A 14527-nucleotide genomic window follows, 5' to 3' on the forward strand; every position below is an offset into this window, starting at 1 on the left:
ACCTTTCTATTTGCGTTTGTTTTGGTACTGATTAGCTTTAGCAAGTTTTTGCTCTCTTCAAATGTTATATCTTTCTAAAAATAGTGCTGTAGAAAATCCAAGGCAAAGCACAAATGGAATTCCTGCTGCATAAAAAGTGATATTAAAATCAACATTTGCAATTATAAGCGGCACACCAACTAGAATAAATACAATAAAGGGAAAAGGGAGAACATATCACATTTTAAGTTTTTTAAGAACTTGATAGCTCGTGTTGATTTTATTAGTTATTAAATATGCAAAGGCGGCACAAGCAATCAAAATCAGGAAAACTCATCATTGCATAAAAATCCTTTTTAATTAAAATTTATTGTTTTCTTTTTCAAAATTTTCTTTTGAAAATAGTTCTAGAATGAAATTCTTTAGAAATTTCTTCTCTAAGTTTATCTACATCTAAGGTAATGTTTTGTTTTTTAGCTTCAGCGACTCTAGTTTCAATTTCCATTTCAATTTCTTCTTTAAGAAGTTTTTTATCATAAGCAATTGCAAATGGGTATCAAATAAGGCATGAAATAAAAATTAAAACAAAGGTAAGCACACCAGCTTTTCAATCAAGACCTGTTGAAAGAAGTGCTCCAAAGAAAGTAGGAAGAGTTCAACCAACAGTTTGCACTGGAATTGCAATTAAATTAAGTTTCATTAAGATAAATGTAACAGTTCCCATTACAATTGGTGAAAGAATAGCAGGAAGAGCTAAAAATGGGTTAAGAACAAGTGGGTATCCAAAGATAATTGGTTCATTGATATTGAAAATCCCCGGAAGTACTGATGGATAAGTAACTGAACGAATGTATTTTGATTTAGCAAAAAGGAGCATTACAATAATAAGTCCTAAGGTAGCTCCAGCTCCCCCGATTCATACGAATCATTGGAAAAATGGTTCAACTAAAATGTTAGCACCATCTTTTGCATAAAGCATACTTACTTTTAAGTTAGTTAAAAGTTCACTGTTTTGATCGATTGCAATCAATCAAAATGGACGAGCAAGAGCTCCGATAATTGACATTCCATGAATACCTGCGATTCAAAGAATCATAACAAATAACACTACAATTAAGAATCCAAAGTAATTACTTTTTCCAAATAAAGTTTGAAGTGGAGAAAGGATGAAGTTAACATATGAGTGAATATTGAATTTTAAAAAGTAGAATAAGAAAGTAGCGGGTAAAATAACAAAAATCATAGGGATTAATGCATTAAAAGGTTTTGCTACTGATTGTGGAACTGATTTAGGCATTTTAATTATGATGTTGTATTTAACACATAATCTAAAGATTTCAATTGAAAGAATTGAAACTACAATTCCACCAAAAATTGTGGCTGATCCAAAAGAAGCAGTTGAAATAGTTGGGTTACCAATTCCAGTATATGTTGGTCCGATAATTGAAATTAAATAACCAATAAGTGCAATTAAAACACCTTGTTGATCATCTAATTTGTAGCTTTTGCTAAGAGAACGAGCAATTCCAAGAACTGCAAAAAATCCTAACATTGGGTATGTTAATCTATATGGAAGCATTAAAAATGATGCTCATTTTTTTCCAGCTTCGGTTTTCATTAAAACAGCTTGCCCGAAAGTTTGTCCACTTTCTTTACCAATTGGGAAAAAGAAAAGGATTAAGAATAATGAACCTATTAATAAAATAGGAATAATTGAGATCATTCCATTGCGAATTGCATCGATATAACGATTTTCACCTAATTTGGAAATAATAGGCATAAATGTTCTTTCGACTCATTTCATAAATGAAAGACCATAACTTTTTTTGGTTTTTTCCATTTTATGACTCCATTGTTTTTAAAATATTTTGAATTAATTTGGATGCACCAATTGGTGAATATTCAGTGATTTGAATTTGGTAAATCTTTTTGTTTTTTGCAGCTGCAAATTCTTCGATTTGGCTATATTTGTGTTTAATTTGCGGAGCGACTAAAACAATGTCAAAATCACCTTCAAATTCTTCAATTTCATTAGTCCCAATGGCTTTGGCACTAAAATTGTCCAAATTTAATTTACTTGCTTCTCTTTCGAGTGAAGAAATTAAAATTTGAGTTGACATTCCTCCTGAACAAATAAGTAATACTTTCATCTTACACCTCTTTTAATTTTTTGCTTGCTATTGCTTTTTTAGCAAATACATAAACTAAATATACTAAAATGTTGGCAGCTTGTACAAAAACAAGACTAAGAAGAGTATATTTAATGGCATTATTTTGAGCCATTGCTACATCATAAGCTTCACCTCTAAAAACAGTATTATTTGCTGATAATTGCATAAGGTCATCATTAAATACTGAATAAGCAATTGATGTATGTAAAAGTAAAGCAAATGAGATAATAAATGTTGTTAAGGTGAAAATATATTTAATTGGGTTATCACCAAGTAATTTTTGTCCATTTTTACGTTTTTGGTAAAAATCTTTTGCCAATAAAACAATGGAAACAAAAATAAGAATTGACATTAATAAAACTGTCATTATAAAATTAATGTCAGAATAGTTAAGGCTAACTGTTGCAATTTCAGATTTGCTTTTTTGCATTATCTTTGGTATAAATGCAAGTGTTTCAATAATTGAAAGAATTGCAACTAGAATACTTAGACCTATAACAGAGCTAACTCTAGTTTTTTTCATTTTTACCTTCTTTGTATTTGTCAGTTAATTTTTCAACTAATTTGATCATTTTTTCAGCCATTACTAAAGCATTTTCAGCTGACATAAATTGATCTTCAGAGTGCATAATTAAAACTGACTCGTTTTGAATTTGCCCATTTAAACTAGCTGTAAGTAAATTTGAATGAGCATTGTGAGTATTTTTGAGAAACTTTTTTCCTTCCTTGACTTTTTCTTTAGCTTGCTCAAGTTTTTCATCGAAAGCTAAATCAATAGCTTCTAAGAAACAATTTTTAGCTTCACCGCTAAAAGAAATAAGTTCAAAGCATAACTGTTCAATATTATTTTCCATATTTTTCCTCGTATTTTTTTCTTGCATCAGATAATGAAAGACTATCTTCTAACATATAAAGTGCCATTTGAACATTTTTGGTTTGACTAAATACCTCTTCAATTTCTTCGTTAGAAGCATTTGTAATTTCTTGAATCATATTTTTACATCTTTGCTCTAGCTTTTGATTTGAAGGAATTACATTAATCATATAATTGCCACGCACATATCCAAGCTTAGTCATTACTGCAGTTGATAAAATATTGCAAATCATTTTTTGTGATGTTCCGGCTTTCATTCGTGTTGAACCTGTAATAACTTCAGCTCCAGTATTTAGGAAAATTAAATGATCAACATCTAATTTATTTTCTTTTGAAAGCGAATTACAAATTAAAGCATTTTTGCATCCAATTTGCTTAGCATAATCAAGAGCTGCAATTACATAAGGGGTTCTACCAGAAGCTGTTAGCCCTACTAAAATGTCATTTTTGTTTAAATTAACTGCTTTTAGATCTTCTCTAGCTTGCTCTTTATTATCTTCAGCACCTTCAATTGGTTCATAAAAAGCTTGTTTTCCTCCAGCAATTAATGCAATAATTTTACCTTTTACTCCGTAAGTTGGATAAATTTCTGATGCATCAAGCATCCCAATTCTTCCGCTAGTTCCAGCTCCAATATAAACGATTCTTCCACCATTTTTTAAAGCTTTGTAAGCAGAATTAATTAATTTAGCAATTTTTACCTTATTTTTTTGCACTTCAGTTAGAATGATTGAATCTTCTAATGCAATTGTTTCAACCATTGAGATAGTATCTAACTTGGAAAAATTGAAAGTTCGTTTGTTGCGCTGCTCAGTTTTTAAGCTTGCAATTTTGTTCATTTTCATAACTAATTGTTTCTTTCTAAGGTTCTATAAAGTAAGATACCTGGCACTTTTGGTACATCGTATGGTTTATTATTTTTTGTATCAAAGTTTCGATCTGTAAGATATTCAACAAGTGGAGTATCAACAACTTTCATATTAACTTTTGCACTTGAAGCGTTTCTGTAGTATGCTTTTTTAACTCCATTTTCTTCTTTAAAGATTAAATATCCACAGTGAGTTACGTCTAATCAGCTATTTAAGTTAGCAGGCGCTGCAAGCATAATTAAATCACCATCTTTAAAGTATTTAGCTAAAAATTCATCACTAACAGCTTTAACATCTAAATATTTAACTGTTCTATTTTCTTGTTCAACTCCAACAAGTACTGAATCTCTTTGAGCAGGATTTTCTTTATTTGGCTTACCATTTTTAACAAAATCAATAGTGATAATTTTGTCTGCATTTTCAGTACCTAAAACTTGTTCAGTAACTAAGTTTTTCACAATTGGATTTCCATGTTCCCAATCAGTGAAAAAGTGTTTTCTATTTGCATAAGTTACTTCTGAATTATTGTATCTAGTGCTTACTAAAGCATCTAAGAAACTACTATAATCAGTAGCATATAAAAGTGCATTAACATAATCTAAATATGTAAAGCAATCTAGACCTGTAAAATCAGCTACTAATACTTCTTTATTCTCGTTATTTCCAATTAGCCGATCAGCTACATATGGATCATTTAAGAACTTGTCACTAATAAATGAAACAAGTTCATTAACTGATTTATCGCTAGCTTGATTGAAAGTATTTCTAGCAGCAATGATTTTATTAACTTTTGAAATGGTTGCTGCATTAGTTAAAAGTGGATTTTCAGTTTTTAAAAAGCCACTAAAATATGCAAGAGTTGAATCTTTTGATTTAATCTGTTTATTTAAATCTTCATTTACTTTTTCTACTTTAGTTTTTTCAGCAGAGATATCCTTAAGATTTAAATTTTCAGTTTCTAGTTTTTCAATTAGAGCTTTTTCATTAGTTTTACTATTACAACTAATTATGGATAAAGCAGGAATGACACTAGCTCCTAAAAGCAAGAATTTACCGATTTTCATCTTTTCTCCTTAATTAAAATATCCGGGATTTTTATTATTTCCCTACTTTAATTTTATTTTTTGGTTATCAAAAATTTCAAAAAAATTTGTGTTATATTTAATATTTTGTGAAATATTTTATAATTTTGATATGGTAAAGCGAAGTAAAACTACAAATTTTGAGATCTTTTATGACAAACTTATTGATCAAAGTAATCAAAAGGAAACAATTAACAAACACATTGCATGTAAGATCTTAAAATACATTAAAGATTTAAAACCAATTGAAAAAGCAATTGATTTTTGCGATAAAAACGGAATTAGCCCTTCTACTTTTACGGCTTTTTGTAAAAAAATGGGGTTTTCAAATGTTAAAGAGCTCATTTTTATGCATGAGCAAATTTTAGAAAACTACAAAAAGAAAAAGCTATCTAAAAAAGATAGTGATAACAAAATTAAACTAGCAGCTAGAATTATTGATAATAGTCGTAAAATTCTATTTATCGGTGTTTCTGGGGCTTTAAGCACTAATATCGACTTTCAACTTAAGTTGCTAAGAATGGACAAAAACGCTATAGTTGTTTGAAATAAATATGAGCAAATCGGTCTTTCAAAACTACTTACTGAAAAAGATGTTATTATTGTTAATTCTGTATCGTTTCAACACAAATGAATGATCGATATTGTAAAGCATACTAAAGCCGCAGTTATTGTGGTTTCTTCATGAATGCCTCCCGAAGTAAAAGATAAGGTAAAATTCTTTTTCCATATTAAAACTAATGAAAGACAAGATGCTCTTAGGGTATTTACAATGCAATCTAAAATTTTTGCTGTCGAAATTTATTACAAAATTTTTATCGAACTTCAAAAGAACCAAAAAAACCAAGAAAATCTTGAACTTTCCTCATACCGTTAATACCTATAAAATAGGTTAATAAGTCTAAATTAGGCCTTAATAATTCACTTAATTTAACACCATAAAATAAAAGCAAGATACAATACATCTTGCTCTTTTTGTTATTTAATTATTGTGTTTGATTTAATTAAATTAGCTAAGTCATTTCTTGTGGAATCATCTGTTTTATCATAATTTTCAATTAATCATTTTATATCAATTAAAATTGCATGAACTTGCTCATAAGGTTTAGAACTTTCGAAATCTTTTATACCTGATTTTCCTATATAAAAGAAATTATCGTTTGAATTAAAACATTCATTTCGTGAATCAAAAGGAATTAAAAAAGCATTAAAAACATTTTTGGCATCTAATTTCTTTTTGTGACAAATATATTCCCCATAAGCTATTTGCTTGACAATATCACTTGTTTGCGGAAGAGCATTTGACCTTTTACTTGGATCAATTCCATATTTGTAGTACTTTGCATCTAAAATATATCATTTACCTTCAGAAGACATTATCGAATCAGGTATTAAAGAGCTTGCTAATTCTCGTTTTTCCTCAGGTTTTTCTATTGTTCAAAGTGATTTGGGTTTTAATTCTTCTTTTGTGGATTCTTCATAATTATCAAAAGCACTTTGAATCATTCTTTCTCAAATGTATTCAAATTCTTTTGTTCCGTAAACTCAATGAGATTTGTTTTCTTCATCATAGTTTTCGATTATATTAAGCATGCATTTTAATAAAACAATTTCATTATCTTTTTGTGTTTTCGAAAGCTTTTGTTGTAAGCAAGATTTGAATAAAGATTTGTGAAATTTCACATTGGGTTTTTCTATAACTGATAAAGAAACATTGTAAAATCAACCAAGGTTTCTAATTGCTTCATAAACACAATATTTATGAATCTTTGTAATTAATTCTTTATGATTTTTCACGTTTTTTCGATGCAAAAGATTTAAATAGATTAAATTGTTACCAGAAATAACTGGTCTTTCAATTTGAATTGTCTTTTTAAAATCAATTTTTCCGCCATTATAATGTGTAATGATAATATCTTCTTCATGTAGATATTTCTTGTTGCTTATCAAAAATTGTTCTAAAACATATAAAAAAGAACTTAATGGGAAAAATAAATTTTTAGATGAATTTTCTTGATCTTTGGAAAGCGTTTGTTCTTGCGCTCTGTTTAAAAATTTAAGACATTTTAACAACTTTTTAATTTCTATTATTTTAGATTCTTCACCTTTTAAATTTATGTCTTTAAGATTGTAACCAATAGGAAATGAAACTGTGAGAGTGTTATCTTTTTTTCATAGACCTACAAAACCATTTAATTCATTACTATTTACCACTTGAATTTCAAGCTCTTTTTGACTTGTTGTATCTTGACTCATTATTTATTATCTTATTTAGAACTTAATTTATTTTGAACTTCGACATTGAAAATACTCTTAAATCTTTCTTTACCTGAGTTCTTATCGTCTACAAATGTCTTTATAACTGAATCTAAGCTCTTAAATTCATCTTTAAACACACTTTCTCTACTTAATTTAAAAGCATCATCTCATAAATATTTAAGAACTTTATGAGCAAAGTAATGAATTCTTTTCTTATTTAAATCGTTTTTGTTTATGAAGTATTTACCAATTCTTTTATCTTCTAAAGAACTCATATGGCTTGAATTATCTAAAATGTAACCATTAATCACTTCTAGAAAATCACCTCAAGAAACATCTGTATCAAATATTTGAGAATTTTTAAGCTCTTCTTCCTTTTCCTCTTTTGTAAATTCATTAGAAATATGCTTCATTTCCCAACGTCTTTGAAAGGCAGTATCTAAAGTATAAACATTTTGATCAGAAGTATTCATTGTGGCAATAATAGTAAGATTAGAAGGTATTTTAATCTTCTGATTTTTGTCTTGATACACTTCCTTAGCAATATCTGTATTTGTTATTTCATATTCACTTTCTCCACTTTCATCTCTATCTAAAAGTTGGAAAAGATCACCAAAAATAGAATGTGCATTCCCGCGATTAATTTCTTCAATAATTAAGTAGTGGTGATTTTCTTGATCTTCAATTGCTTTTTTTAGAATTTTAGTAAAAGGACCAGATTCAAATTTATATGTAATTAAGTGATTTCCATTTTCTTCTTTAATATCAGGTTTGATTTGACCTACAAAATCTCCATAGCTATATTCCGGGTGAAAAACAACTCTTTCAAAACTAACTTGCTTATCTTTGTTATCTAAATCATATTCTTTTTGAACTTTGTACGATTTACCAACACCAGGTGCACCATAGTAGATGATATTTACACCTGTTTTATTTGTGTTATTTTTATTTTCTTTGGTTTGTGCCATATTTTCTTTACCCTTTTTATTTACATATACATAATTTTTCTCTTTTTCATTATCCATATTAGATATGCAATAAATAAATTCATAATTTTTTAAATTAAATTCACTTTTGATTTTATTGGTTATTAGTATTGAATTAACCATAAAACTGATTTCTTCTTTCTCTTCTTTACTAAATTTCTCTTGCTCTTGTCATTTATTTGCTTCATCACCAAAGAGAATATCTAAAATGTATTTTGACCAGTTATCATTGTAATATGGAGAAAATATATTAGGAAACATAACGTGGATATATTTTCTAAATCAAACTCTTTCGAATAGACTAAATGGTCATCCATTTTCATTAAATTTTCAAGTTTTATGTTCTTTTATAGAATTGTAAATTTGCTTTGTAAATTCAATGCATTCATCAATGTTGTTTAAATTGTAATTATTATAGTTGCTACTTTTCTCATAAACTTTCTTAAGAAACAAATGAACATCATTTGTTATTTGTATAGCTTCTTCTTTAGTAATTTCTTTTTTAAAACGAGTGAAAATAATTTCTTTTTTATCTTTACTTTTGATTATTTGTAAAGGCTGTGCTTTGTCAGCAAAGCTTCCTTTTATACTGCCAAAAAATTCATTCATATAATCTATAGGTTTTTTATTAATGGGTTTTTTATATATTTCACCATAATACTCTAGAAAGTACATTAAATTTTCTTTTCTTCCCTTGGTTTCATGAAAGAGTTTATACAATAACTCTTCACTTGACATTTTCTCTAATTTGTGTGGTTTAAAATTAGATTGAATTTTTTCATAAAATGATTTCACATTTTCTCAATCTATTTCAGTTATTTTACGAATTGCATCTTCTTCTATTTTCGATTTTTGAGATAAATAATCTTTTATTTTATTAATTTGGATTATTTCTTTCTTACTACTCATTTTTTACCTCTTACTTTTTAGGAATCAAGATTTAAAAAAGTTATTTTTATCTCTTTATTTAATTTTATCAGCATCGATTTATTGTCAAATAATATTTGTCTTTTTAATAATATTTTTTCACTTATACTACTTGTTTTTAGTAAAAAACAAGTATTTATTGAATGTTTTTACACTCCAAAAAAACAGATATAAAAGCTAATTCTTTTTAAATCTAATATAATTTAAGAAGCATATTAAAGGAGGATTAAAATGCAAAAAGATTTAAACACTTCAATGTTTAATGAAAACATAGAAAAATCACTTAAAGAACAATATTTAGAAAAGATAGATAGTCTATCTACAAGTATATTTAACGAAGATCAAAAAGAACTTTGTAAAACAATTATTGAAAACGCAAAAGAAGATGATGTTCAAAACATTTATCAATTATTAATTCAAAGAATTAAAATTGGATTTGCTTTTGATGTTGCCCCAACACCAACAACTACAAACAAATTCATTACTTTACTTAAAGAAAACAAAGAACTTTCTTTTGGAACTGAAAAACTTGAGCTTAACAGTTCAAAAGAAAAAGACATTTTAATCATCGGTGAAAACTTCGATGTTTTAAATAATTTAAGAGCAATAGAGAGAGAGAGAGAGAGAGAGAGAGCGGGCCTTGAATTTAACTACGATGTAATCTACCTTGATCCTCCTTACAATACTGAAGCTACACAAAAAGATGGTAACAACCTAGCTAATGACAAAGATGATATGTCTGCTTCAAAATTTATTTACCGTGACAAATTTTCTCGCAACGGTTGACTTAATATGATTAGAGAAAGATTTGTGAAATCTAGAACTATTCTCAAAGAGGATGGTGTAATTTTTGTATCAATTGATGATGCAGAACAAGCATACTTAAAAGTTCTAATGGATGAAATTTTCGGAGAAGAGAATTTTGTAACTATATTTTTATGACAAACAAATAATAGTGCTATGAAGCGTTTTAAGTATGTAAGAAATGATTTAGAGTACATTTTATGTTATGCTAAAAACAAGGAAAAATTAAAAGAATTTTCAAAAAAAGAAAATGAAATTATTACTTTTGAAAACATCGACAATGATCCAAAAGGCCCTTGAATTAGCACTAATGCTACTTATAAATTGAATGAAAATAATGAAAATACATTCGATTTACAATTACCAAATGGAAACACAATAAGAAGAACTTGAAGATTTTCAAAAGAAGAATTTTTAAAAGGTGAAGTCCCTTTATTTTTTAGTGGAAATAACGTTCCAAGAATAAAAGTGTATGAAAATGAATATGATAAAAATAAAGTATTTTCAAATTTAGCAATGTCTTTTGAAAAACCTAGTATAAACGATTTTGAAAAATCTTCATCTTTTATAGATTATTTTAACTATGTAGATAGTTTTTCTAAAGCAAGAAAACAATTAGAACAAATATTAAATAATGATACTTTTTCAACACCAAAACCTACTTCTTTAATAAAATTCTTAATTAAATTAGTTAATAACAAAAATGCTCGTGTTCTTGATTTTTTTGCAGGTTCTGGAACAACTGCTCATGCTGTTTGAGATTTAAATAGAGAAGATGGCGGGAATAGAAGTGTGACACTAGTTACTAATAATGAAAATGGTATTGGCAAAAATGTTACTTATGAAAGATTACATAGAATTTCATTAGGAAAAAGCACTGATGGAAACGTAAACTTCAAATGATTAGATAAAAACGAGCCTTATCAAGTGCCTTTAAAAGTTTATGAAACTAAACAATTCTCAATTGATATAAACAATAACTTAGAGGAAAAAACTGAATTATTTATTAAAGAAATGCAAGAGTTAGCTAATGTTAATTTAGATGAAAAAGATGATAATGAAAGAATTCTTTATTATTTAAAACAACTTTATTCATTAAAAAATGATGAGGATCAAAATGAAACTAACTAATGTTCAAGAAAGAGCTGTAAATGAAATTGCTAATTCTTTTGATCTTTCATCCAAAAACAAAGTAATATTTAAAGCACCAACTGGTGCTGGTAAAACTTTTATGATTTCTAATGTAATTGACAGAATAATTAGTGAAAGCAATGGTAAAAAGTTAATTTTTGTGCTAGCAACTATTTCTGACGCTTCGCTTCCACAACAATTAGAAACACATATAACCAAGTATTTACCTTACTTAAATAACAATTTTGAAATCAAGCACGTTGTTTCTCCTTCATCCTCAAAAATAGGAATAAAAGTAAAAGATTATTCAGCAAATATCCCAGTTATGCATAATGGTGGTCTTTTGATTTTTGGGCTTGCTTCTTTTGGGAAAGGTAGAATTTTTACCGAAGAAGGAATTTTAGATACTTTTTTAGATAATATTAAAAACTCAATAGATACTGAACTTATTTACATTCGTGATGAAGCACATCGAGCTAATGAAACTAAATCATTAATTAATGATATTGAAAAAGCTAATGATAAATTAAAAGAAGCAGCTCGTTTTTACATTGAAATGACTGCTACTCCTAAAAATATTGACAATTCAATTATTGTAGAAATTACGGAAGATGAATTGAAGCAAGATACCACAAAATTATTAAAAGAAAATCTTATTTACAACAAAGGAATAGACGAATTAGAAGAAGAGGAAATTGAAAATAATCAATTACTTGAAAAAGCTTGTGAAAAATTCAAAGAAATCAAGAAAGCTTATGTAGATAAAGATAACAAATATGGGCTTAAAGGTATTAATCCAGCAATGCTAATTCAAGTCGAAAATAAAACCAAAGAAAACCAGGAAGAGTTTGAAAAAAGAATTCAAGAAATTAAAACAATTCTTAATAAATATCACTTAAACTGAGTTACATATTTTTCTGATGATAAAAAAGATTCCAGTGGTAGAGAAGAAGTTTCACTTGAAAAAATCTCAAGAAATAGTTCTGATGTTGATGTAATTATTTTTAAAGTTGGTCCTTCAGTGGGTTGAGATATCCCTAGAGCTTGTATGCTTGTGCAACTTAGAAATGTTTCTTCGGAAACATTAAGCATTCAAACTGTTGGAAGAATCAAAAGAAATCCCGCGGTAAAAGATACTAACATTGAAAATTGGGACTTGAAAAACCCTGTTTTTTCTTACTATATTTATTCTTATTCTAAAGTTCCTTCAATTGAGCTTTATGCTTCTTTTTCACTTAAAAAAGAGTATAAAAATACTGAATTTATATCAGGTATTATTGATAAAAATCAATATTATGATTTTAAAAGATCAGTGGAATTTCAAAACAAAATATTAGAACTTGTAAGTAAAACCCAACTTGAAGAAAAATGCGACTTACTTATGCAAGAATATGAAACAAAAGGCAAAATTATTTATGAAAGTGAAAAGCTTTTAAATACCAATAAAAAAATTATTGATAAAGCTATTTTCAATATAATCGATCTTGCTTTAGCTAATGAAGATTTAATTGACAAGCAAAAAAATTACTGAAACGAAAAAGTTAAAGCTGCAGTTTTAGATAAATTAAAACAGATCTCAAAAGAACTTAACTTTAGTTACGAATTAGTTGCTTATGCATTTTTCACTCTAAAAAGCAGCGAAATTAGAAAAGTATACTGAAGTTTCCAAGAAGATAAATATAAAGCTAATATTGGAGTTGATTATAAAATCATCAAATCAAAACTACCTGATTTTTTCTCAATAGAAAAAGATGATTATAAATCAAATAAAGGTATATTTAAACTTCAACTTCAAGAAGCTTTAAACCTTAAATCCGCATATGAAAGTTCACATTTATCAAAAAATGAAAAGCATAATGGAAATGTGAATAAAGAAGATAAGTTTCTTATTTATACTTCAGATAATGAAAAAAACTTCTTAAATAAATTTAAAAAGTTTTTAGATAAAAGAGTGATTGAATCAGAGTCAATTGTAACATGAGCTATCAACCCAGTGCATACTGGAATCTACTTTGAATATATCGATGGCTCAACAAAAGATATCAGAAAATCATTCCCGGATTATATTCTCAAAATCAAAGACCATTTTGTTGCAATTGAAGTAAAAGGTGCTAACGATGATTATGACATTAAGAAAACAGAAAAGATAATCGAGGGGTATAAACAATTCTTATACGAAAAAGAATTAAAACTTATCAAAGATTCTTTTACATTAGTTGTCTTTAAACCTGAGGGAGATGAATTTAATGGAATGTCGACAATTAAAGCAATTAATGATAAAATTGATCAATATGATTCTCTTAGCAGCTTTTTAAATGATATTATCAAAAATGTAAGCTTAGATCAATAACAAATTAATTAAAGAAAATACCTTTCCAAGTTAAGTGGAATGGTATTTTTGATTTTATAAATTTTGTTAAAGTGTTTTTTGAAATAAATAATTATCTATTAGCAAAAAGAAAAGGTATTTCATTTTTACTGAAATCAAATATTTCTATTAATTTTCGCATATCTTCTCTTTTATCTGATTTATAGTATTGAATATTCAATAAGGTAATTTATTCAAATGTGGTTCATTCAAATTTAGTTTTATCTTTTTTACAAAGAAGGCTAGTTTGTTAATATCTTTTTTAGTTATCCTGTTTTCGCCAAGTGCTTTTATTGCTTGAATTATTAATAAAACATCTTCAGAAAAAATCAATTCAATACTTTTTGCGTGTTTAAATATAATTTTTATCCCATTATAATTATATTCTCTATACGGACCACTAGATACATAAATTAAAACACCCGGAACTTGCGTAGATAGACCAGTATAATTTAATGCCGCTTCTTCTGTTGGTGCAGTTTTTCAAGAAAATTTTTCCGCTATTTTATCCGCAACTTCTTCAACATGAGGATATATGTTTTCTTGTAAAAGTTGACTAAAATGTGGCTTAGTGTATAAACCGTCCATAACTCTAAAAATTTTATTTTGTTTTTCTAACCTATAAAATATTGATTTTATAGTGTTTTTATTACCCAAGTGATAAAAATCATTTAATGAATAAATAGTTCCTCTATTTTCTTCTAAAATTTTTTCTATTTCTTTAGTTTTTATTTCATTCATTTTAACCTTTCTATGCACCCAAAATTATACACTTTTGGGTTCAAAAAATATAAATTAAGCTATAAATTAGAAAAGTCACACGCAAATTCAATGCATGTGACTGCTTGAGTGTAATCTCCAGTGCAAGAATTATAAATTCTTGTTTTATTACAATAATGCACTAAGAGCAAAATTCAACTGATTTAAAAAATGACCTCGCATCAGCTGAAGCTAAATAATTTAAATAGTAATTGAAACATTACTCAAAGTGTGGTTAGACTATATTTTGAGTTTTTCGCCCCTTTATATTGGTCTTTTGGGTTTTTAAAATCCCTAATGGAGCCCTTAATAAAACTT

At 27.3% G+C, this 14527-nt stretch carries 13 protein-coding genes; 3 read left to right on the forward strand and 10 right to left on the reverse strand.

All coding sequences use genetic code 4. The features are described from left to right. Positions 1 to 6: 6 nt before the first annotated feature. Genes EXC51_RS00345 through EXC51_RS00375 form a run of 7 tightly spaced genes read right to left on the reverse strand, consistent with a single transcriptional unit; the run spans position 7 to position 4957 of the window. A complete protein-coding gene (locus EXC51_RS00345) occupies positions 7 to 324 on the reverse strand; it encodes a hypothetical protein (protein ID WP_129620003.1) in 318 nt (105 codons plus the stop codon). Between the two features lie 22 nt (positions 325 to 346). Next, complete coding sequence (locus tag EXC51_RS00350) at positions 347 to 1819, reverse strand: PTS sugar transporter subunit IIC (protein WP_129620004.1); 1473 nt, start codon at positions 1817 to 1819, stop codon at positions 347 to 349. 1 nt (position 1820) lies between these two features. Next, on the reverse strand, positions 1821 to 2129 hold the full coding sequence (locus EXC51_RS00355; protein WP_129620005.1) for a PTS sugar transporter subunit IIB: 309 nt from the start codon (positions 2127 to 2129) through the stop codon (positions 1821 to 1823). Position 2130: 1 nt separating this feature from the next. Beyond that, on the reverse strand, positions 2131 to 2673 hold the full coding sequence (locus EXC51_RS00360) for a hypothetical protein (protein WP_129620006.1): 543 nt from the start codon (positions 2671 to 2673) through the stop codon (positions 2131 to 2133). Beyond that, a complete protein-coding gene (locus EXC51_RS00365) occupies positions 2660 to 3004 on the reverse strand; it encodes a PTS lactose/cellobiose transporter subunit IIA (protein ID WP_165001804.1) in 345 nt (114 codons plus the stop codon). The genes EXC51_RS00360 and EXC51_RS00365 overlap by 14 nt, the downstream gene beginning before the upstream one ends. Then, positions 2994 to 3869, reverse strand: a complete 876-nt coding sequence (locus EXC51_RS00370) for an N-acetylmuramic acid 6-phosphate etherase (protein ID WP_129620008.1) — start codon at positions 3867 to 3869, stop codon at positions 2994 to 2996. Before EXC51_RS00370 ends, EXC51_RS00365 begins: the two co-directional genes overlap by 11 nt. 2 nt (positions 3870 to 3871) lie before the next feature. Next, on the reverse strand, positions 3872 to 4957 hold the full coding sequence (locus tag EXC51_RS00375) for an N-acetylmuramoyl-L-alanine amidase-like domain-containing protein (RefSeq protein ID WP_129620009.1): 1086 nt from the start codon (positions 4955 to 4957) through the stop codon (positions 3872 to 3874). Positions 4958 to 5087: 130 nt separating this feature from the next. Here EXC51_RS00375 and EXC51_RS00380 point away from each other — a divergent pair, with 130 nt between their 5' ends. Further along, entirely contained in the window at positions 5088 to 5852 is a 765-nt protein-coding gene (locus EXC51_RS00380) for a MurR/RpiR family transcriptional regulator (protein WP_129620010.1), read from the forward strand. A gap of 101 nt (positions 5853 to 5953) precedes the next feature. Here the strand turns inward: EXC51_RS00380 and EXC51_RS00385 are convergent, their stop codons facing one another. Both EXC51_RS00385 and EXC51_RS00390 read right to left on the reverse strand, forming a co-directional pair. Next, positions 5954 to 7231 (reverse strand): LlaJI family restriction endonuclease, encoded by a 1278-nt coding sequence (locus EXC51_RS00385; protein ID WP_129620011.1) that lies wholly within the window; start codon positions 7229 to 7231, stop codon positions 5954 to 5956. Positions 7232 to 7242: 11 nt separating this feature from the next. Then, positions 7243 to 9129: an McrB family protein gene (locus EXC51_RS00390; protein WP_129620012.1), complete on the reverse strand. Its 1887-nt coding sequence runs from the start codon at positions 9127 to 9129 to the stop codon at positions 7243 to 7245. 249 nt (positions 9130 to 9378) lie between these two features. Here EXC51_RS00390 and EXC51_RS00395 point away from each other — a divergent pair, with 249 nt between their 5' ends. Continuing rightward, positions 9379 to 11082 (forward strand): site-specific DNA-methyltransferase, encoded by a 1704-nt coding sequence (locus EXC51_RS00395; protein WP_223211639.1) that lies wholly within the window; start codon positions 9379 to 9381, stop codon positions 11080 to 11082. Further along, entirely contained in the window at positions 11069 to 13432 is a 2364-nt protein-coding gene (locus EXC51_RS00400; protein ID WP_165001805.1) for a DEAD/DEAH box helicase, read from the forward strand. The genes EXC51_RS00395 and EXC51_RS00400 overlap by 14 nt, the downstream gene beginning before the upstream one ends. 147 nt (positions 13433 to 13579) lie before the next feature. Here the strand turns inward: EXC51_RS00400 and EXC51_RS00405 are convergent, their stop codons facing one another. Next, positions 13580 to 14191: a DUF6088 family protein gene (locus tag EXC51_RS00405; RefSeq protein WP_129620014.1), complete on the reverse strand. Its 612-nt coding sequence runs from the start codon at positions 14189 to 14191 to the stop codon at positions 13580 to 13582. Positions 14192 to 14527 lie beyond the last annotated feature (336 nt).

It is taken from the genome of Mycoplasmopsis gallinacea (genome assembly GCF_900660495.1).
GTDB classification, from domain to species: domain Bacteria; phylum Bacillota_I; class Bacilli_A; order Mycoplasmatales; family Metamycoplasmataceae; genus Mycoplasmopsis; species Mycoplasmopsis gallinacea.